Source organism: Rhodococcus sp. NPDC019647 (assembly GCF_044389235.1).
In the GTDB taxonomy this organism is placed as follows: domain Bacteria; phylum Actinomycetota; class Actinomycetes; order Mycobacteriales; family Mycobacteriaceae; genus Rhodococcus_F; species Rhodococcus_F oxybenzonivorans.
This window is the reverse complement of the sequence record NZ_JBIRXS010000015.1, coordinates 136,835-157,885: the sequence shown is the minus strand read 5'-3', so window position 1 is coordinate 157,885 and position 21,051 is coordinate 136,835. Positions and strand designations below refer to the sequence as shown.

Annotated in this window: 19 protein-coding genes and 1 pseudogene; 12 read left to right on the top strand and 8 right to left on the bottom strand. The window is 63.9% G+C overall.

The genetic code is table 11. From position 1 onward, the window contains the following. From ACH49N_RS24390 to ACH49N_RS24365, 6 genes and pseudogenes are all read left to right on the top strand, one after another. A pseudogene (locus tag ACH49N_RS24390) lies at positions 1-196 on the top strand (hypothetical protein); the annotation flags it as partial. A 282-nt stretch (positions 197-478) separates the two neighbouring features. Further along, the gene (locus ACH49N_RS24385) at positions 479-931 is read left to right on the top strand and encodes a ketosteroid isomerase-related protein (RefSeq protein WP_358275044.1); all 453 of its coding nucleotides are present in this window, start codon (positions 479-481) and stop codon (positions 929-931) included. Between the two features lie 33 nt (positions 932-964). Further along, positions 965-1,468 carry a ketosteroid isomerase-related protein gene (locus tag ACH49N_RS24380; protein ID WP_358275042.1) on the top strand — a complete coding sequence of 168 codons (504 nt, stop codon included), beginning with the start codon at positions 965-967 and terminating at the stop codon, positions 1,466-1,468. A gap of 2 nt (positions 1,469-1,470) precedes the next feature. Further along, positions 1,471-3,045, top strand: a complete 1,575-nt coding sequence (locus ACH49N_RS24375; protein WP_358275040.1) for an AMP-binding protein — start codon at positions 1,471-1,473, stop codon at positions 3,043-3,045. A gap of 63 nt (positions 3,046-3,108) precedes the next feature. Beyond that, positions 3,109-4,608 carry an aldehyde dehydrogenase family protein gene (locus ACH49N_RS24370; protein WP_358275038.1) on the top strand — a complete coding sequence of 500 codons (1,500 nt, stop codon included), beginning with the start codon at positions 3,109-3,111 and terminating at the stop codon, positions 4,606-4,608. A gap of 132 nt (positions 4,609-4,740) precedes the next feature. After that, on the top strand, positions 4,741-4,923 hold the full coding sequence (locus ACH49N_RS24365) for a hypothetical protein (RefSeq protein WP_358275036.1): 183 nt from the start codon (positions 4,741-4,743) through the stop codon (positions 4,921-4,923). Positions 4,924-5,131: 208 nt separating this feature from the next. On the opposite strand, the gene ACH49N_RS24360 is transcribed toward ACH49N_RS24365, so the two are convergent. From ACH49N_RS24360 to ACH49N_RS24325, 8 genes are read right to left on the bottom strand one after another with little or no spacing between them, the layout of a single operon-like run. Beyond that, complete coding sequence (locus ACH49N_RS24360; RefSeq protein WP_358275053.1) at positions 5,132-5,734, bottom strand: TetR/AcrR family transcriptional regulator; 603 nt, start codon at positions 5,732-5,734, stop codon at positions 5,132-5,134. A gap of 24 nt (positions 5,735-5,758) precedes the next feature. Further along, positions 5,759-7,342, bottom strand: coding sequence for an AMP-binding protein (locus ACH49N_RS24355; RefSeq protein WP_358275034.1), 1,584 nt, complete (start codon positions 7,340-7,342; stop codon positions 5,759-5,761). Between the two features lie 27 nt (positions 7,343-7,369). Beyond that, positions 7,370-8,524: an acyl-CoA dehydrogenase family protein gene (locus ACH49N_RS24350; protein WP_358275032.1), complete on the bottom strand. Its 1,155-nt coding sequence runs from the start codon at positions 8,522-8,524 to the stop codon at positions 7,370-7,372. 42 nt (positions 8,525-8,566) lie between these two features. Next, the gene (locus ACH49N_RS24345) at positions 8,567-10,363 is read right to left on the bottom strand and encodes an acyclic terpene utilization AtuA family protein (RefSeq protein ID WP_358275031.1); all 1,797 of its coding nucleotides are present in this window, start codon (positions 10,361-10,363) and stop codon (positions 8,567-8,569) included. Then, positions 10,360-11,181 (bottom strand): TIGR03084 family metal-binding protein, encoded by an 822-nt coding sequence (locus tag ACH49N_RS24340; RefSeq protein WP_358275029.1) that lies wholly within the window; start codon positions 11,179-11,181, stop codon positions 10,360-10,362. The genes ACH49N_RS24345 and ACH49N_RS24340 overlap by 4 nt, the downstream gene beginning before the upstream one ends. Further along, a complete protein-coding gene (locus ACH49N_RS24335) occupies positions 11,181-11,960 on the bottom strand; it encodes an enoyl-CoA hydratase-related protein (RefSeq protein WP_358275028.1) in 780 nt (259 codons plus the stop codon). Before ACH49N_RS24335 ends, ACH49N_RS24340 begins: the two co-directional genes overlap by 1 nt. Continuing rightward, positions 11,961-13,964 (bottom strand): biotin carboxylase N-terminal domain-containing protein, encoded by a 2,004-nt coding sequence (locus ACH49N_RS24330; protein ID WP_358275026.1) that lies wholly within the window; start codon positions 13,962-13,964, stop codon positions 11,961-11,963. It lies immediately after the preceding gene. 8 nt (positions 13,965-13,972) lie between these two features. Then, entirely contained in the window at positions 13,973-15,571 is a 1,599-nt protein-coding gene (locus tag ACH49N_RS24325; protein ID WP_358275025.1) for a carboxyl transferase domain-containing protein, read from the bottom strand. 226 nt (positions 15,572-15,797) lie between these two features. On the opposite strand from ACH49N_RS24325, the gene ACH49N_RS24320 reads away from it, so the two are divergent. The 6 genes from ACH49N_RS24320 to ACH49N_RS24295 all read left to right on the top strand — a co-directional run bounded on the left by ACH49N_RS24320 (position 15,798) and on the right by ACH49N_RS24295 (position 21,041). Further along, positions 15,798-16,358, top strand: coding sequence for a flavin reductase family protein (locus ACH49N_RS24320; RefSeq protein WP_358275023.1), 561 nt, complete (start codon positions 15,798-15,800; stop codon positions 16,356-16,358). Between the two features lie 47 nt (positions 16,359-16,405). Further along, positions 16,406-16,993, top strand: a complete 588-nt coding sequence (locus ACH49N_RS24315; RefSeq protein WP_358275021.1) for a hypothetical protein — start codon at positions 16,406-16,408, stop codon at positions 16,991-16,993. A 204-nt stretch (positions 16,994-17,197) separates the two neighbouring features. Further along, a complete protein-coding gene (locus ACH49N_RS24310; RefSeq protein WP_358275019.1) occupies positions 17,198-17,611 on the top strand; it encodes an SCP2 sterol-binding domain-containing protein in 414 nt (137 codons plus the stop codon). A gap of 46 nt (positions 17,612-17,657) precedes the next feature. After that, entirely contained in the window at positions 17,658-18,896 is a 1,239-nt protein-coding gene (locus tag ACH49N_RS24305) for an acyl-CoA dehydrogenase family protein (RefSeq protein WP_358275018.1), read from the top strand. Between the two features lie 577 nt (positions 18,897-19,473). Then, the gene (locus tag ACH49N_RS24300; protein ID WP_230990442.1) at positions 19,474-20,190 is read left to right on the top strand and encodes an ABC transporter permease; all 717 of its coding nucleotides are present in this window, start codon (positions 19,474-19,476) and stop codon (positions 20,188-20,190) included. Then, on the top strand, positions 20,187-21,041 hold the full coding sequence (locus ACH49N_RS24295; RefSeq protein ID WP_358275016.1) for an ABC transporter permease: 855 nt from the start codon (positions 20,187-20,189) through the stop codon (positions 21,039-21,041). The genes ACH49N_RS24300 and ACH49N_RS24295 overlap by 4 nt, the downstream gene beginning before the upstream one ends. The last annotated feature ends 10 nt before the right edge of the window (positions 21,042-21,051 follow it).

Sequence of the window (21,051 nt, the reverse complement as noted above, 5' to 3'; positions counted from 1 at the left end):
GTTGATGCGACTGCGGTACGGCGGATCCGCCAGTGTGTGGGGATTCGCGATCTACCTCGGCAGCAGCGGCAAGTACCAGGACTCGGTCCTGCCCAACGGAAACTTCGCCGGCAGTGTCGAGGACGCACTCGACTGCGCCTGTGGCCTGTACCTCGGCGACCCGACCGCCTGGCAACAACCCCCGACGAACTTATGAATCAGACCACTTAGTTCCCCGGATACGCCGGTTCGGAACTGACGACCCTCGCCGCCGCGTCGGCATTCCGGACCGGACCTGCCGGCTCGGTAATCGACGCCCCCAAGGCCCTGGCGCCGCGTCCTCCGAGTATCCCCCTGTTGAGGGGTGGGTTTCCTCCCCAAGTAAGTCGCCGCCGGTGTGACCTACGCAATACCTTGAAGGTGTTCCTGAAGTGAGCGGAGCACATCGATATTCGAGTATCCGCGGGGACCATGACAACCACCGAGGAGAGCGATATTCATGAGTCATTCCTTTGCTGTCAAGTGGCTGAAGGCCTTCCGTGAGAGCCCCGAAGCGGTCGTGGCGTTGTACGCCGACGACTTCCTTTTCGAGGATCCCATCCTCGGCCAGAAGATCACCGACAGGGACGAGCTCCTCCGCGTTTTCGCACCGTATGCCAACAAGGACACCGAAAATGGCATCGGAATCAACAACTTTCGGATCGATGAGGTTGTCGGCGATGAGAAGTCGGCGATCTACCGCTGGACCTGGAAGGCGCCCACGGCGACCGCTTTCGTCGGTGTCCCGACCAATGGGAAGGTGCCCGGAGCGCGGGGACTGACGTTCCACATCTACAACGAAGCCGGCCTCATCACCCGGGAAGCGAGCCTGTGGGATGTCGCGACTGCGGTGGCGGACCTGGGACAGCCCGTCGACCCGTCCAGCGTGACCAAGTCCGCTGTCCTCGTCTGACACCGAACCCTGCGAAAGGAAACTACGAACACCATGAGTAAGCACGAAGAGCACGCCCGGCGCTGGATCACCGCGTTGACCACCGACCCCGCGGCGGCAGTCGCCCTGTACGCCGACGACCTGGTCTACGACGACCACGCCGATTCCGACCACGTCACCGACACCGCCATCACCAAAGATGAGCTGGCACCCAAGCTGGCCCCGTACGCGAACACCGACACGGCCAACGGTGTCGGCCTGCACTCCTTCGAGATCACCGACTCGTTCCCGGTGGCCGGCGTGGCCGGAAACCCGGCCGTGGTGATCCTGTGGAACTGGACGGGCACCGGTCTCGAGACCTACAAGGGAGTTCCGACCGAGGGCAAGACGCTGTCCACCCGCGGAATCACCTGGCACCAGCTCGACAGCGACGGACAGATCGTCCGCGAAACGACGTACTGGAACGACACCCCGGTGCTGCAGGAACTCGGAATCCCGATCGTGACGCCGGAGTACTGGGTCGAGGGATTCGACCCGTCCGTTCTCGTTGGATCCTGACCATGTGGGGGCCGTTGCCGGACGTGCTCGATCGGGCATGTACCTACTACAAGGACAACGTCGCGATCGTCGATGGTGATCGTCGGGTTACGTATCGCGAGCTTCTCGACTGGCGCAACCAGGTAGCGAATGGACTCGTCTCTCTGGGGCTGCAGAAGGGCGAGCGCGTCGGCCTGCTGATGCCGAATTGCTTGGAATTCATTCCCACGCAGCACGGAATCTGGGCTGCCGGCGGGGTGTTGGTGCAGATGCCTATGCGTAATGCTGCCAACGCATTCCGGTCGAGTCTCACGCAGACCGATGCCACCACGCTGATCTATCACGCCCAGTTCGACGCAGTCGTCGCCGAGATCAGAGGTGACCTGCCGAAGCTGCAGACGGTGATCCGGATCGGGAGCAGTCCGGCTTCGGCGCCCCCCGAGATCGGCGAAGTGTTCGGCTACGACGGACTCTTCCGCTCGCAGCCGACGGTTCGTCCCGAGGTGGAGATCGACGTCCACGACGAGGCGTACGTCCTGTTCACCTCGGGGAGCACCGGGGACCCCAAGGGTGTGGTCAACTCGCACTTCACCTGGGGCCACTACAGCATCACCGCGGGTCTCGAGATCGGCGACATCGCCTGGGGTGAGGTCTTCGCGCACGGTGCGCCATTGACGCACTACACGCAGATCTTCGTCATGCCGACGTTCCTGCGGGGCGGCACCAACGTGATGCTGCCCGGGTTGGACGTGGACAAACTGCTGAGCACTATCGAGCAGGAGAAGGTGACCGCGACCGCGGTCGTTCCCACCATCATCTACCTGCTGCTCGACCATCCGCGCCGCGAAGCGCACGACCTGTCTTCGCTGCGGACGATGATTTACGCGGGATCTCCCATCGCACCCGACCGGCTGCGTCAGGCGTTGGACGTGTTCGGCCCGATCTTCATCCAGGCCTACGCCGGGACCGAACCCGGATACGTCTCCTGTCTGCGCAAGAACGAGCACCGGGTGGACAGCGAGGTGTGGATCAAGCGCCTCGCCTCGGCCGGTCGCCCTCTGTTCCACGTCGACGTGACGATCCAGGACGAAACAGATCAGGTGTTGCCGCTGGGCGAACCCGGTGAGATCGTGTCCCGCCAGCTCGGGCAGATGCTCAGCTACGTCGACGTCTCCCGCAACGCCGAGGCACTGCGGGACGGCTGGGTGCACACCGGCGACATCGGTCGCCTCGACGAGGACGGGTTCCTCTACATCGTCGACCGCAAGAAGGACCTGGTGGTCAGCGGCGGATTCAACGTGTTTCCGCGACAGGTTGAGGATGCCCTGGCCGGCCATGCCGCAGTTGCACAGGCAGCAGTGATCGGAGTCCCCCACGAAAAGTGGGGCGAAGCGGTACATGCTGTCATTGCTCTCAAGAGCGGTGCCACGGCAACCGAGCAGGAACTGATCGATCACGTCAAGAGGGAGATGGGCAGCGTCCACGCTCCCAAAACGGTGGCATTCGTCGACACCCTTCCGGTCAATCCGGCCGGAAAGATCGACAAGAAATCGATCCGTGCCCCGTTCTGGGAAGGGCGGGACCGCCAGATCAGCTGACCATCGAAACCTTCGACACAGCACTGCTGTCGCTAGTCACATCAGAGAAAGAGGAGCACGCCGATGAGCGTCCCGCACTACTCGCTCTATATCAACGGCGAATGGGTTGATACCGGCGAGAACTACGAAATTCACAGCCCTGCAACCGAAGAGCTTGTCGCCACCGTCGCCAAGGGTGGCGTGGCGCAGGTCGACCAGGCCGTCGCCGCGGCCAAGGCGGCGCATGAAGAGGGCACCTGGCGGCGTACCCCGCCCGCGCAACGCGCGGCACTGCTCAACGATGTCGCCACGCGCCTCGGCGGCCGTATCGACGAGCTCGCCGCGCTCCAGACACGGGAGAACGGCGCCACCATCCGGATCACCGGGGCCCTGCACATAGGGTTGTCGATCGCTCAGATGCAGTACCTGGCCGACCAGGCTGCCACATACGAGTTCGAGACGGCGGGTCCCGAGATCGGGCCGGTGCCGGCCGAAGGTCTCGTGCGGCGCGAGCCGCTGGGTGTGGTGGCGGCGATCGTGCCGTGGAACATTCCGCTGCTGGTCATCGTGTGGAAGATTGCCCCCGCCCTCGCAGCGGGTAACACGGTCGTCCTCAAGCCCGACGAGCACGCCCCCCTGGTCGCGCTCGAGCTGGCGAAGGAGTTCGAAGCGGCTGGCCTGCCGCCCGGCGTGCTCAATGTGGTGACCGGTGACGGCGAACCCACCGGCGCGCACCTCAGCGGACACCCCGATGTCCGCAAGGTGGCCTTCACCGGTTCCACCGCGGTCGGCAAGAGCATCCTGCGTCAGTCGGCCGACACCGTGAAGCGAGTGACCCTCGAACTCGGTGGCAAGGGACCGAACATCATCCTCGACAGCGCCGACCTCGACACCGCGATCGACGGTGCGCTGTTCGCGGCCCTGGCCAACAACGGCCAGGCCTGTGAAGCCGGTACCCGACTGCTGATTCCGTCGAACAACCGCGACGAGATCGTCTCCCGTCTGGTCGAGCGTGCCCGCACGCTGAAGGTCGGTGATCCGCTCGACCCCGCGACCGGAGTCGGGCCGATCATCTCCAAGGTCCAGCACCAGCGGATCCTCGACTACTTCGCTATCGCCGAAACCGAGGGCGCCAAAGCCGTGATCGGCGGCGGTGTTCCCACCGGTCCCGGGTTCGACAAGGGCTACTGGATCGAACCGACAATCTTCGTCGGTGTGACCAACGATGCCAGGATCGCACGCGAAGAGGTGTTCGGACCGGTCCTGGTCGTGCTCACCTACGACTCGGTCGAGGAGGCGATCAAGATCGCCAACGACACCGATTACGGACTGTCCGCCGGGGTATGGGGTGACGAGGAACAGGCGATCGAGATCGCCCGCGAACTCGATGCAGGCATGGTGTGGATCAATGACTGGCACGTCATTCATCCCGCCTACCCGTTCGGTGGATTCAAGCAGAGTGGTCTGGGCCGTGAAGGCGGTCCCCACGCTCTCGACGAGTACACCGAGGCGAAGTTCATCTCGTTGAATCGCTCTCCGGGTCCGGAGGCGCGTGCCTTCGCGATCGTGATCGACCCGATCTGATAAATACGGCCCCTGCACGATTCATCCCTCGGAATCGTGCAGGGGCCGATATCTATTCCGCCTCATTACTGCTGCCGAGCGGATGCGGCATTGCTGCTGTGCCGGATAGTGAACTGCGGAAGCGCTACGCACGTGTTCCGGGCCTCCGCCAACCCGCCCTCGATCGGAGTTCTCAAGGCAGCACAGGTAGTGGTGTCCGCGGTCGGCGCCACCGTGCTCTGCGTCAGCGCATGTCACCCGGCCGGACTGCCCGGCAACTTCGTCCTCTTCCCGTCCACGTTCTTCGGAGTGAAAGTCGGGCCGGCGGGCCGGTGATCATTGCGCCACAAGACGAACCCGTCGACCTGGCTCGTGGCGACGGGTTCGATTGCCGCTATCGTGATCTTTTGCGTCCCCCGGTGCGGCGCGCTTCGTTCCGAAGCGCAGGCGGTAGACGATGTCGAGTCGGGAACAGCGGCGGCGGTCTGATCGCAAGGAATCCTGCATGGTCATCCCCATGCCCGCCGCAGGGCTCGCTGCGGTGCTAGGTCGTCGTCGAACTCACTCCGAGGACGGCGAGGGCCGAATCGGCAAGGATCTGCCGGAGGCGGTCGATCGGTAGCCCAACACTGTGGAACAAGCTCGATTGAATTGCCCCGATCGCGGCGTGCACGACCGCTCGGGCTTCTCCGTCGTCGAGGTCCGAGCGTAGCTCGTCGACCAGGTGTACCCACTCCTCGATGTAGAGCCGTTGCTTTCGGCGCAGACGCCGGCGGTCGCCGTCGGGGAGATTGTGGATTTCGTTGTGGTAGACCTGCGCGACCTCACGTTTTCCGACGACGAATTCGATCTGTCCTTCGACCAGCTCACGCAGTGCCTGCTCGAGTCCGATGCCGCTGTCGAGGGTGCGCTCCGCGTCTTCGAGGAGGCGGTCTATCGCGCTGTCGAAGAGTTCGACGAGGACGGCGGACTTGCTGTCGAAATGCCGGTAGATCGCCGAACCGGTGATCCCGGACGCGGCACCGATGTCGGCCATCGACACGGAATTGAAGCCATTGCGCGCCACCAGGTCAGCTGCGGCGGCCAAGATCCGGTAGCGGCGCGCCGGGTCCCGTGTTCGTACCGGTTCGATTCTGTCGTCGATCATCCCACTACTCTCCACCACGTCGTCTCACCTTCTCTCATAGTGCTCGGCAAACGTGTCCCGAACCACGTTCTTCTGGATCTTGCCAGTCGAGGTTCGGGGGAGCGCATCGACCACGATGATCGACTTGGGGATCTTGTACGGATCGATCAACTGTTTGATCTTGCTGATCAGTGTCGCGGGGTCGACTGTTGCCCCCGATGCCGGCACCACGACCGCGGTGATCGCCTCGCTCCATCGGTGGTGGGGGAGCCCGACGACGGTGGCCTCCGCGATGAGCGGATCGGCCTGATAGATGGCGCGCTCCACCTCGAGGGAGGAGACGTTCTCGCCGCCGGTCTTGATGACGTCCTTGAACCGGTCGGTGAACCAGAGGATGCCGTCGTCATCGAATCGTCCGATGTCGCCGGAATGGAACCATCCGTGGGTGAAGGCCTCGGCGGTGGCCTCGGGGTTGTCCAGGTATTCGGTCATCGTGTGCGGGCTTCGGTAGACGATCTCGCCCTCGCCCCCCGCCGGCAGGAGTCCGCCGTCCTGACCCATGATGGCCGCCTGCACCCCGATCACCGGCGTGCCGACAGCGCCGGTGTGGGTCAGCTGGTGTTCGGGACGGAACAGCGTGGTCGTCGGACTCATCTCCGTCTGGCCGAACAACAGGTAGAAATCGCAGGCAAAGACCTCGATGCAGCGTTCGATCAGGTGCCGCGGCATGGGGGCCATGGCATACAGAGCGCGGCGAAGCGAGGAGAGATCGCGGGCACCGATGTCCGCATGCTCGAGCATTTCGCTGTACATCATCGGGAGGGCGAAGATCTGGGTGATCCGTTCGGATTCGATCAGGGCCAACAGGCGGCCAGCGTCGAAGCGGCGTTCGATGAAGATCGTGGCCCCGACCATGATCGCCGCCGTGCAGTGGGTGTTGAGTTGCGCGGTGTGAAACATCGGCATCATGGCGACGAATCGGTCGTCCTCACGGAACTGGGCCTCGAGCGCCATGGTCATGGATTCGAGGTAGATCGCAGCGTGGTTTCCGACCACCCCTTTCGGGAAGGAGGTGGTGCCACTGGTGTAGAGGTACGACAGCGGGGCGCGGTCGGCGATGCCATGCTCAGGTTCGGAATCCGGCGAACCGTTGGACAGGTCCGCGAAGGCGGTCACGGTGGGATCTCCTGTGGTGCCGTCGCCGTCGATCAGAAAGATGTCAACGACGCCGACGCCGACGGCGAGAGCGTCTTGGACTCGCGGCAGGAATTCGGTCTCGACGACGACCGCTGTGGCCGCCGAATGGTCGAGGACATAGGAGATTTCGCTTGTGCCCCAGCCGAGATTGATCGGCACGCATACCAGCCCCAGTTTCGCGCAGGCGTAGTAGGTGACGAGGAACTCCGCGCAATTGCCGGACGCGAGCGCGAGTGCATCGCCGCTGCGGAGGCCGTGGCGGTGCAGGCCGTGGGAGACGCGGTTGACCCAGCTGTTGAACTCGCGGTAGGTGAATCGACGGTCCCCGTCGATCAGGGCCAGTGCCTCGGGTCTGCGCCAGGCCGCCCGGGTGAGGCTGTCACCGACGTTGATCCGGTGGATCAGGTTGCGACCGATTTCGGTGGTGGACATCGTTTCCTCAGTTCGGGGGAGGCGCTTTCAGTAGGACCGGGGCAGTTGCAGGCTGTGTTGGGCTACGTAGTTGAGGATCATCTCGCGGCTCACCGGGGCGATCCGCAGAAGCCGGGCAAGCCCCCACTGCGGGAGGAGTCCGTAGTCGTTGCTCAGTCCGTTGCCGCCGTGCGTCTGGATGGCGGCATCCGCCGCCGCGACCGCGGCCTCGGCGGCGGCGTACTTCGCCACGTTCGATGCCTCGGCCGCGGGTTTACCGTGCTCGTACAACCATGCGGCCTTCGCAGTGGCCAGGGCGGCGAGCTGCACCTCGATCTGCGCCTTCGCCAGCGGGTGGGACAGTCCCTGATGCATCCCGATCGGCTGGCCCCAGACCGTGCGTGTCCGGGCGTACTCGGCCGCGCGGGCCAGGGTGAACCGGCCGACTCCGACACAGATCGCGGCACCGGTGATCCGCTCGGGGTTCAGGCCGTCGAAGACCTGGGCGAAGCCCTCGTGCTCGACTCCCAGCAGGCTGTCCGCCGGAACCCGTACGTTGTCGAAGTGCAGGGTGAACTGCTTTTCAGGAAGCGCGACCCCGACCGGGAGCACGTGCTTGACCAACCCCGGGGCATCGGTGGGGATCAGGAACAACGACAGTTGTGCCCGACCGGTCAGCTCGTCGTGCCCGGTACGGGCGACGACCACGAGCGCCTCCGCCTCATCGACACCCGAGATGTAGTACTTCGTGCCGTTCAGAAGGTAGTCCTCGCCGTCGCGAACGGCGTGCGTGGACAGTTGGTGCGTGTTCGACCCCGCGTCGGGCTCGGTGATCGCGAAGACCACCTTGGTCTCGCCCGACGCCATGCCCGGTAGCCATCGTTGACGTTGGTCGTCGCTGCCGTACTTGGCGATCAATTCTCCGGAGATGGCGCTGGAGACGAGCAGGAGCAGCAGTGGACAGCCGTGCGCGGCGGTTTCCTCACAAACCAGGGCGAGCTCCGTCATCCCGGCGCCGCCCCCGCCGTACTCCTCCGGGAGGTTGATGCCGATGAATCCACTCTGGCCCAGGGCTTTCCATATTTCCGTGGTCGGTTCGTGGGCCAATGCGTTGCGGGTGTAGTAGTCGGGACCGAACTTGGTGGTGATGGCGGCGACCGCCTCGCGGATCGCGACGTGCTCGTCGGATTCGGTGAAGTCCATGGTGGTTCCTCTGGTGGGGGGCGGCGGTCGCCGCCGGTGGTGTCAGTTGGTCTCGGTGAGCAAGGTCGTCGGGATGTCGGTGTGCCGGGCGCGAAGATACTCGCCGAGACCCTTGGCCTGTGCGTCCGTCCGGGTCGAGGACGCCACTCCGTCGCCCAGGAATCCGACGATGACGAAGTTCAGTGCTCGAAGGTTCGGGAGCTCGTAGCGGTGCACGGGCAGGGACGCCGCCTCGGGAACCAGCTCGATGAACTTGGCGACGGTCAGGTGCCGGCACAGCCAGTCCCACCGCTGCGGGGTGTCGGTCCACACACCGACGTTCGCCTTGCCGCCCTTGTCACCGGAGCGGGCGGCCACGACGGACCCCAGCGGCAGACGCGCGGTCGGTACCGTGTCGGCCGCGCCGTTGTGCGGGGTCGACGGTGCCGGCGTCAGTGTCGTTGCCGGCGTTTGGGTTCGCGGGCAGTGGTCGATGAGTTCCGTGGTGCCGTCGGCGTGGTGGACCACATGTTCGATTTCGTTGGCCGGGATGAGCGTGGGCCAGTACACACCGAATTCCGATGCCGACGACGGCGGGGTGGTGGTGTGGAAACCGGCGTAGCCGGCGACGGCGATCTCGGTGACCGCGTTGGAGAAGGCGCGGTCGACCTTGGTGCGATCGGCGTCCTTGACGGTTACCCGCAGGTGCGCTGTCGATTGGGCGGCGGTGGGCGGGTCGGGAATGTCGTAGCGGAGCAGTTGTATATCGACGTCGTCGAACTTTTCTTTTCCACCGAGTATCTCGAACAGCTCGTCGACCGCCCAGCTCGCCTTTTCTTCGATGTCGAGTCCGGTGAGAACGAGGGTCATCGTGTTGCGGAAGCCACCGATGTAGTTCATCGCGACCTTCAGGTCGGGCGGCGGGGGGCTGCCCGTGGTTCCGGCCACCCGGACCCGGTCGGGCCCCTCTTGGGTGATCTCGATCGTCTCGAAGTGCGCGGCGACGTCCGGGTTCAGGTAGAGGGGTCCGTCGATCTCGTACAACAACTGAGCCGTGACGGTTCCCAAGGACACCAGACCTCCGGTTCCGGGGTCCTTGGTGATGACAAAGCTTCCGTCGTGCGCGATTTCGGCGATCGGGGAGCCCGGGTAGCGGCGATCGTGCACTTCCCGGATTTGGGAATAGTTGCCGCCGGTCGCTTGCGGGCCGCACTCGATGATGTGTCCGGCGGCCACCGCCCCGGCAAGGGCGTCGAAGTCGGTTCGAGCCCAGCCGTGCCACCAGGCGCTGGTGCCGACGACGAGCGCTGCGTCGGTGACGCGTGGGCAGATCACCACATCGGCGCCCTTTGTCAGTGCTGCGGCGATACCCCAGCCACCGAGGTAGGCGTTCGCCGACACGGGGCTCACACCGGCCTCCGCCAACGTGCTGCCCTTGTCGAGGTGACGAAACTCGTGACCATTGGCTTGGAGTGATTCGAGCCGGGGCCGGATGTCATCGCCGTCGAGATGCGCGACGGTCAGGTCGAGCCCCTGATCGGCGATGAGTTTGCGGACCTCGTCGGCGAGACCGGCGGGATTGAGACCTCCTGCATTCACGACGATCTTGATTCCCTTGGCGGCGCAGTCGGCGAGTGATTGGCGGGCCTGGGTGAGGAAGGTTTTCGCGTAGCCGGTGGTGGGGTCCTTCTTGCGGGCCTTCCAGAGTATGAGCATGGTGAGTTCGGCCAGGTAATCGCCGGTGATCACGTCGACCGGGCTGCCGTCGACCATGTCGCGGAAGGCGGAGAGCCGGTCGCCGTAGAACCCTGATGCGTTGCCGATACGTATCGGCCGGCGCGGGGCGTCGGACTCGCTCATCGGGTTCCTCCAGTGGTTGACGTGGCGGCGAGGCTGGGCCGGCCGGGGCCGGGGGCACCGGCGAAGGCCTGGGCTATGCCCATCCAGGTTCGGGCGACGGGGCCGGTGACGACGAGGCGGGTGTCGGCTACGTTGCGTCGTTGAGTGACGACGAGGACGAAGTCCTCGGCCGGGCCCACGACGGAGTTCTCGGTGTCAGCGGATCCCCACGTCCACGCGTTCGCGTCGGGGTGCGGGGCCTGCAAGACCACTCGGACAGGCCGGTCGGGCACGGGCAGCCCATTGAGCTGATGGGCGAAGGCGAAGGTACTCACACCCAGGTGAGCGATGCTGCGCAGACCAGGACTGGCCTGGTGTCGTACGCCGAGGGCATCGTAGATATCCCGGCCGTGCGCCCACGATTCCATCAACCGTGCGGTGGCCGACGAGGCGACACTCATGTCGGGTCCGTACCAGGGCATCCGTGCCTTGGGATCGGTCCGTCGCAGCGTCTCGAGCAACGCGGTTCGAGAACGGACGAACCACTCTTCCAGGTCTCGGTGGGACATCGTCCGCAGGTCACGAGCGATCCGGTCCGGAAAATCCATGCCACCGGCGATCAAGGCGGCGGATTCTTCCCGGAACCGGTCCGGGTCCTCGATCGCGGTTCTCGCGGCGTCGTCGAAGAAGGCCAGATGTGAGACCTGATCGCGCACGGCCCAGCCGTCGGCTGGGGTGTCGATCTCCCATTGATCCGGGGTGAGCTCGCGAAGAACGAGGATCAGGCGCGCGGTTTCGACGTCGACGTCGTCGAGGAGCCCCGCATAGTCCAGTGCCATCAGTGCCCCTTCCAGTGGGGGCGCCGCTTCTCGCTGAAGGCGAGCATTCCCTCTTGGGCGTCGTCGCTGAGGTACACGGGTTCCCAGATCTTTTCGGCCATCTCGAACGCGCCGGACAGGGGATGCTCGGCGGTCAGTTTGGCGGTCTTCTTGCCGGCACTCACCGACAGCGGGGCATTCGCCGCGATCAGTTCGGCGAACCTTTGGGTGGCTTCGGTCAATTCGTCGGGCTCGACGACCTGGTTGACGAAGCCGATCTCGTAGGCACGCTGGGCGGTCAGGGCCGCGCCGGTGAGCACGATTTCCATGGCAATTCGCGGCGGGATCATCAATGGCAGCGGAGCCGCCCACGGTGAGCCGCGGCCGATCTTCACCTCGGAAATGGCGAAGGTTGCCGTACTCGAGGCGATACAGAGGTCGCAGGTTTGTGCCAGCAGGAAGCCACCGGCGAAGGCGGCACCGTTGACGGCCGCGATGGTCGGCTTGTCGACTTCGATGTTGCGGCCGAACTGGGGAACGAAGTCCACGGGCGGGACGGTGAGTTGTTCCTGGCTCATTTCCTTGAGATCGCCGCCGGCGCAGAACGCCTTGTCGCCGCTCCCGGTGAGGACGAGGACCTTCGCGGCTTCGTCGTCGTTGAAGCGCCGGACGCCGGCGAACAGGCCCTCCCGCACCGCGCGGTTGAGGCTGTTGCGGGCAGCGGGCCGGTTGATCATGAGCCATGCGACGGAATTGCGCACCTCGTAGGTGACCGCCGCGGTAAAGGTGTCGTCAGTCATCTATGCGTCCTTCTGCCCGTCGTGCACCACGGCGAGCACGGTGCCGGAGTCGACCTGCTGGCCGACGGTGACAGGAATCTTCGTCACCACTCCGTCGATGGGGGCCTTGACCGTGTGCTCCATCTTCATGGCTTCGAGCACGACGACCGCAGCACCGGCTGTGATTTCGTCTCCCTCGGAGACCTGGATCCGCACGACCGAGCCGGGCATCGGCGCGAGCAGGGAACCGGATTCCTGCACATCGCTCGGGTCGGGGAATCGTTCCACCTCGTGCAGTTCGGTGGCACCGAGGGAGCTGTTGACGAAATGCGCGGCACCGTCGCGGACGATCGAATAGCGGCGGCGCACACCCTCGATGACCGCGTCGATCAGGGTGGGGGAGGTCTCGATGAGCTCGATGCCGTCGATGTCGCGGCCGTCGACTGCCGCGTTGACCCGGTCGCGGAGAAACTCGTATGTGGTTTCGATCTCGTTGTCGCCGTGGCGGAACAGCACTGCCTGGGGTGCGCTGCGAACGGTGCGGAAGCCGGAGGGCAGTCCCGGCAGCGTCGCTGTCGTTGCTCGGCGCTCGGACTGAACGGCGACCGCGGCGACGAGCGCGTGGGTTGCGGTGGTGGCGTCGTCGTTGACGCGGCCGGCGGTCAGATCGGTGACCGAGTGCCGGTCGAGGTAGCCGGTGTCGGTCTGCCCATTGCGGAACTCGGGTTCTCGGAGAATGCCGATCAGCAGATCGCGGTTGGTGGTCACGCCGTGGATGAGTGATTCGTCCAGCGCGCGGGCCACCCGGTCACAGGCCTCTTCCCGGGTACGGCCGAATCCGATCACCTTCGCCAGCATCGGATCGTAGAAGGTACTGACAGTGGACCCGGAGGCGAATCCCGCATCGACCCGGATGCCGGGAAGGTCGGCGATCTCGAAGGTGGACAGCTTCCCGGATACCGGCACGAATCCGGCCGGCACGTCCTCGGCGTAGAGACGAACCTCGACAGCGTGTCCATTGAACTCCGGCGATTCGATCTCGGGGGGCAACTTCTGGCCGCCGGCAACGAGGAGCTGTCCTCGCACCAGGTCCGTTCCGGTGACGAGTTCGGTGACCGGGTGCTCCACCTGAAGTCGGGTGTTGACCTCGAGGAAATAGAACGCGCCATCCGGTGCCATCACGAATTCGACGGTGCCGGCACCCTCGTAATTGAGCGCCTTACCCGCCGAGACCGCGGCGGCGCCGAGTTCTTCCCGCAACTCCCGGTCGACCGCCGTCGAGGGCGACTCCTCGACAATCTTCTGGTACCGACGCTGAATGGAGCACTCTCGTTCGCCCAGATGAACCACGTTGCCGAAGCTGTCACCGAAGATCTGCACCTCGATGTGCCGCGGCGACTGGACGAACTTCTCCAGGAAGACGGTGCCGTTGCCGAACGCCGACTGGGCCTCGCGGCGGGCGCTGCGGACCGCTTCGACGATCTCGTTGCGGTCGTTGACGATCCGCATCCCGCGGCCGCCGCCGCCGAACGCGGCCTTGACCAGGACCGGCAATCCGATGTCGTCTGCTGCCGACCGCAGCCGCTCCGGATCTTCGTCGGATTCGGTTTCGATCACCATTCCAGGCAGCACCGGGACCCCCGCATCCGCCATGATGCGCTTGGCCTCGATCTTCGATCCCATCGCCGCGATCGCTTCGGGTGAGGGACCGACAAAGATGATGCCTTCGGCTTTGCATCGTCGTGCGAAGTCCTCGTTCTCCGAGAGGAACCCGTATCCCGGGTGTATGGCGTTCGCGCCGGTTCGATGTGCGGCTGCGATAACCAGATCGACCCGCAGATAGGTGTCGGTGGGGGTGGTGCCCGGGAGGTGGATGGATTCGTCTGCCTCGACCACGTACGGCGAGTGCCGATCGGCGTCGGAATAGAGCGCCACTGTCGAGATGTCCATTTCTCGCGCCGTCCGGATGATGCGCGACGCGATTTCGCCTCGGTTGGCGATCAGCAGTTTGGTGATCGTTGACACTGCGGTACTCACATTCTGAAGACGCCGTAGCCACGCTGGCCGGCAATGTGGTTGGAATGGGCGGCGGACAATGCGATCGCGAGGATCGCACGGGTGTCACGCGGATCAATGACGCCGTCGTCGTAGAGGCGCCCGGAGATGAAGAAGGGATGCGACTCGGCCTCGATCTGCTGCTCGATCTCGGCGGTGCGCGCGGCATCGGCCTCCATGTCGAATTCACGACCGGCGGCCTCTGCGGCGGTCTTGCCGACAATCGACATCACGCCGGCGAGTTGCTGGGCACCCATCACCGCGAGCTTGGCATTGGCCCACGTGAACATGAACCGGGGATCGTAGGCCCGGCCGGACATTCCGTAGTTTCCGGCACCGAAGGAACCGCCCATGTTGATCGTGATGTGCGGAACCTTGCTGTTGGTAACCGCATTGATCATCTTGGAACCATCCTTGATGATGCCGCCCTGCTCGTATTCGGTGCCGACCATGTAGCCGGTGGTGTTGTGCAGGAAAATCAACGGGGTGTCGGTCTGGTTCGCCAACAGAATGAACTCGGTGGCCTTCTTGGCCTCTTCGCTGAAGAGGACCCCGCGGTGGTTGGCGAGGATTCCGACCGGAAACCCGTGGATCGACGCCCAACCGGTCACCAGACTCGACCCGTAGCGCGGTTTGTACTCGGAGAACTTCGAACCGTCGGCGACGCGCGCGATGACATCCCGGGGATCGAACGGGACCCGCGGGTCCCCGGAGGCGATGCCGAGGAGTTCCTCGGGGTCGTACAGCGGATCGTCGGCGTCCGCGGACGGGGCCGGCCCGAACTTGCGCCAATTGAGGTGGCTGACGATGTCACGGCCGATTCTGATGCAGTCGTTCTCATCGACGGCGAACTGGTCGGCCACACCGGAAACACGCGAGTGCATGTCCGCGCCCCCGAGGTCCTCGTCGTTGGCATCCTCTCCGGTGGCCATCTTCACCAGCGGGGGCCCACCCAGGAACACCTTGGCCTGTTTGTCGACCAACACCGCGTAATCGCACATGCCGGGGACGTACGCGCCACCAGCGGTGGCATTGCCGAAGACCAGCGCGATGGTCGGAATCCCCATCGACGACAGTTCACTCAGATCGTGGAAGATCTTGCCGGCGAACACGAAGAGTTCCGACTGCGTTGGCAGATCCGCGCCGCCGGACTCCACCAGGTAGACCACTGGCAGCCGGTTCACGCGAGCGATCTCCAACGCCCGCAGATTCTTCTTCAACGTGAAGGGATTCATCGTTCCGCCCCGCACCGTGGGGTCGTGGGCGATGATCATGCATTCGACGCCGGAGACGACGCCGACGCCCGTGACGATGGCCGCACCGACGTTGAACTGAGTTCCCCACGCCGCCAACGGTGACAACTCCATGAATGGAGCATCGCGGTCGATGAGGAGTTCGATCCGTTCGCGGACGAGTAGGCGTCCGCGATCGTGGTGGCGTTGGGTGTACCGCTGGCCACCACCCGCGATGACGAGGTCGAGCTGCTCATTGAGCGCGGCGACCGCGGCGAGCTGAACTCTGCGGTTCTCCTGGTAGGTATCCGATGACGTGTCGATCACCGAGTCGAGTACGGGCATCCGTACGCCTTTCTTTCAGATCTGGGGACTCTCACCGACTAGGGCGAGCATCGAAGCTGTGACCAGAGTAACCGAAAAGTGAATCGGCGTACACTTACATCTTGAGATCGCTGTAGATCGACGCTATCGTAGGAGGTAACGCAGCGGCAATCTCAGTTCATGTACATCAAGCTTCACTAACTGCCGAGAAGATCGCCGTCGGCTGCAGAGAACCCTTCCCGCTTGAATGGAGAATCCGTTGTCCCAGTCCCTCGACAACTCCGCCCACAGGACGGGAGCGTCCACCGCGATCGATGCCGATCTCTACCGGACGGCACTTCGTCGCCATCCCGCCGGCGTCACGATCATCACGCTCGACTCCGCGAACGGACCGGTCGGGTTCACCGCGACGTCGTTCTCGTCTCTGTCACTGAACCCGCCACTGGTGTCCTTCAATATCGCCCATACCTCGTCGAGCATCGGTGCCCTACACCAGGCACAATCTTTGATCGTCCATCTTGTCGGAGACCATCAACTCTTACTCGCGCAACGCTTTTCCGCGAGTGCCGATCAGCGGTTCGCTGACGAATCAGCCTGGGTGACATTGTCCACCGGTGAGCCCCTGCTGCGTGACACGCACTGTTGGTTGCGAACTGGCGTGCACCAGCTGATCGAGGCAGGCGATCACACCTTGGTCATCGGGGCGGTCGAGGAAATCCACATCGATGACGCCGATGGAAGTCCGGACGCGGCCCCACTGCTCTATCACGAAGGCCGCTACCACCGGGCCATACCGTTCGGGTCGTAGAGCGCCACGGCCACTGCCTCCCCGCACCCAACTGGAGAAGATGTGCCATGACCAGCCTGAACGGAACGTCCCGACCCGCCCTGAGGGTCGGCGCGGAACTCAACGGCTACGGCCACCACCCCGCGCTCAGCAACGACCCTCGGGCCGGGCGTCCAGAGTCTCGCTGGGTTGACCTGCGCGGAGCCGACGACGACTGCGGTCTCCCGCACGATCACGCGACGATCGTGCGGATACAGGCCGCGGACATGGCCCAAGCTCATCGAGAGCGCGCGACGCTGCGATCGGAGATCCAGGCCAAGGGAGGCCATCCCGACGATATCGCGGTGCTCGTCGACATTGCGGTGCTCATCGCGCCGGAGGCCCGGTCCGCGCGCAAAGAGCTGATGACGCTCGACAGCATGCTGCCGGGCCCACGACCGGTCGAGTCCTTGGAGTACATCGGTACACCCATCGGACTCGCCAGCCTGATCGCAGATCTGTACGTCGTCGGTGTCGTCGACGGTGTCACCCTTCTGCCAATGTCGGAACCTGCAGTGCTGGAACATGTTGTGAACGAGTCACTGCCGTGGTTAACGCTCCGGGGTGTCTACCCATCCCCTGGAAGGGCAGTACTGGCACGGGCACCTCTTCGATAGATCGTGCTTGTCACCTTCTCACGAAGGCCGCGTCGATGGCGACGCGGCCTTCGCCGTTTCCCGTGTACACCCGTGCGGACATCTCGAACCGTGTCGCCGACTTATCTCCCCAACGTGGGGGTGAAATCCCTCTTCAGAGGGGTGTGGACCCGAAGTGACCGCTGCCACACTTGGTTCATCCAGCACCGGAACCGAAGGGCCGACATGAGTACATTCGCCAACGCCGACGAGGTCTACACCTATATCGGTGGAATTTTCGACAGAGCGACAAAGGAAAAGACCTTCATCGACGCGACCGCGGGGACCGGTCTGGTGATCAAGCTGATCCAGACAGATCCGGACGCGGTGATGATCATCGATTTCCCGGGGCAGAAAGTCACCACGGGCGATGCGACCGAAGGGATGGCGTCCACGGTGCAGTTGCGGATGTCATCGGACAACAGCAACAAGTTCTGGCAGGGCAAGCTCAACTTCACCCTCGCGATGGCACAGCGCAAGGTCAAACTCGACGGCAAACGCTCGGTGGCGCTCAAGCTTCTCCCACTCACAGGCGGCCTGTTCGACGTCTACAAGCAGCTTCTCGAGGAGAACGGCCGCGAAGACCTCTTGATCGACTGACGCCACGCTTGAACAACTCATCAACGACACAGCAATTGGAGTGAACATGCTAGAGCAGGACATGACCGACGAAGAATTCCAGCCCTACTTCGAGAAGGCGGAGGAGCTTTCGAAGTTCTTCCGCGAGATCGGACCCAAGTACGACGCGGAAAACACGTTTGCTTACCCGTCGATCAAGGCGTTCAAGGACTCCGGGCTCGGATCCCTTCCTGTGCCGAAGGCGTTTGGTGGACCCGGCGGCAATCTGCTGCAGGCATCGAAGGTCATCAGCGAGTTGTCCAAAGGCGACTCCGCAATCACGTTGGCCTACAACATGCACTACATCATGGTCGGCATCGCCGGCAACCTGATGAGTGAAGAGCAGAACAAGTACTGGCTCGGGCGCGTCGCCGACGGCGAGATCATGTTCGGTCCGTTCTCCGAGCAGCGAGCCGGATTCAGCGGCCTCGCCGACATGAAGGCCATTCCCCAGCCCAACGGCGGATGGAAGCTCTATGGCAAGAAGACCTGGGGAACACTGTGTGAGGCCGCGGATATCATCACTACCAACGCGACGATCACCGACGCCGAGGGAAACCTCCCCGAGGACTTCCAGGAGCGCGTCAACGCGGAGAGCTTCTTCATCGGCGACTTCAACGTCGACGAGAACGGCCAGGGTGATGGGATCCGCATCGAAAAAACCTGGGACGCTCTCGGTATGCATGCCACCGGCACGCAGACCATCCACTTCGAGGGCTACTACGTTCCGGAAGACGGGTTCATCTGTGAGTGGCGCTCCGGTGCGTTCGGAGTCCTCGAGTGGGCTTCACTGATGTTCGCGAGCATCTACCTGGGTATGCAGTACCGCGTTCTCGAGGAATCTCGCGCCACCCTGTCGAAGAAGACGCTTGGCGCCACGTTCGGTGCCATCGTCGCGGAAGACACCAAGGTCTCCGGCGTCGGGCACATCATCGACGGTATCGGTGACATGGCCTCGCGCGTGGAGATCTCACGCAGGGTCCTGTACCAGACCTGCCAGGAACTCCTCGACGGCAAGGACGACGAATGGCCGTTGGAGCTCCGCTTCCCGTACATCGGCCTGGCCAAGACCTTCGTCGCCGAGAACGTCATGCACATGACCAGGCACGCCATGAGCATGGCCGGTGGGTCGTCGTTCCGTAAGGGCGCGATCTTCGAGCGTCTGTATCGCGACTCTGCGGCCTCGATGTTCCAGCCGCTCAACTCCGACCAATCCCGTACGTACATTGGCGAGTATCTTTTGCAGCCCGAGCAGCTCAACGACTGATCGGCTCCACGAAGGCCCTCCGGTTTCCTGCCCTGAGCAGGACGTCGGAGGGCCTTCGCGTTGGCGTCGAGAACCTCCATCCGCGCGCGGCGACAGGGTGGACGACAGGGGCCCGTGGACGCGGCGCCGGCGGTTGTCTCCTTGCCGCTGGCAGGTCGGCCGTTCCATGCGCCGCTACGGCAGGTTCCCATTGGCAAAAGTACATTGCGGATCACTTTCTCCTCCCCTCGTCCCCCCTCGGGGTGAACTCAGACGCGTTTTCCTGCCACTTCGGGGTGAGATTGCTCCCCCGAACGGAGGAAGTGAATCGCAATTTACTTGTGTTGTGATTTAACGTAGCCCTACCATTCAAATGTGATGCGACGCACAACATATCTGGTTGTGGATGGGCCGGAGTAGCCCGATCAGTCGCTCGACACACTTCATTTTCCATTTGACGAGGAGGAAACCGGTGACCGGTTCCCCACCGCTCGCTGTAGATCCGCGTGCACCGGGCCGCGACGCGCCTGTCCGCAAGCCCGGTAAGGCTCGGAGCTGGGCCGAATCGGCACTGCGTCCCCTGGGCGCTTTCTTCGAGATGTGCGCGGCGACATTCCGGGCGCTGTTCCGGCCCCCGTTTCAATGGCGAGAGTTCGTTCTGCAGTCCTGGTTCATCGTTCGTGTCGCGCTGCTGCCGACCCTGCTTGTCGCGGTGCCGTTCACCGTTCTGGTGGTCTTCACGCTCAACATCCTCCTGGTCGAGTTCGGAGCTGCCGACCTGTCCGGTGCCGGTGCGGCACTCGGCGCGGTCACCCAGATCGGCCCGCTCGTCACCGTTCTGGTCGTGGCCGGCGCCGGAGCCACCGCGATCTGCGCCGACCTCGGAGCGCGGACGATCCGCGAGGAGATCGACGCCATGAAAGTACTGGGCATCGACCCGATTCAGCGTCTGGTGGTCCCGCGCGTGCTCGGCTCCACATTGGTGGCGCTGCTGCTGAACGGGCTGGTGATCACGATCGGCATCGTCGGAGGCTTCTTCTTCTCAGTCGTGTTCCAGAACGTCACCCCGGGCGCATACGTGTCGTCTCTGACGTTCGTCACCGGATTGCCGGAGGTCATCATCTCCGAGGTGAAGGCGTGCTTGTTCGGGCTCATCGCGGGTCTGGTGGCGTGCCACCGTGGGCTCACCGTGAAGGGCGGTCCGAAGAGCGTCGGTGACGCCGTCAACGAGACGGTCGTGTACGCCTTCATGGCTTTGTTCGCGGTGAATGTGATTGTCACCGCCATCGGCGTGAAGTACGGAACGGGGCGATGACCGTGACCAACAGCCTGACCGGAAAACGACGAGCATCGAAGATCGCAGCGGCACCGCTGAGGTTCCTCGAATCCCTCGGTGAACAGGCAGTCTTCTTCTGGCGAACCATTCGGTTCACTCCGCACGCCCTGAAGACATACTCGCGCGAAACTCTCCGGCTGATCGCCGAAATCGGCATGGGATCCGGGGCTTTGGCGGTGATCGGCGGCACTGTGGCGATCGTGGGATTCATGACCTTCGCCGGCGGAACCCTCGCCGCTATCCAAGGGTTCAACTCGCTGGGCAACATCGGTGTGGAGGCGCTGACCGGGTTCTTCGCTGCGTTCTGCAACGTTCGGATCATGGCACCTGTTGTCGCCGGTATCGCGCTGGCAGCGACCATCGGTGCGGGTGCCACCGCCCAGCTGGGGGCGATGCGGATCAGCGAGGAAATCGACGCACTCGAAGTGACCGGCATCCGGTCGATGTCCTACCTGGTGTCGACCAGGGCCATCGCCGGCATCGTCGCCATCATCCCTCTGTATTCCATGGCCGTCATTATGTCGTTCCTCGCTGCGCAGGTGACGACAACCGGGATCTACGGTCAGTCCGCCGGCGTCTACAACCACTACTTCTTCACCTTCTTGCGGACGAGCGATCTGTTCTGGTCCTTCCTGGAGGCCTTACTGATGGCCACCGTGGTCATGCTGATCCACTGCTACTACGGCTACAACGCCGCCGGTGGCCCCGCCGGTGTAGGCGAGGCGGTCGGACGGGCCGTACGCACGTCACTGATCGCGGTGGTGATGGTGGTTCTGTTTGCCTCACTTGCCATTTACGGAACATCCGGCAATTTCAACCTGGCCGGTTAGACGGGGGAAC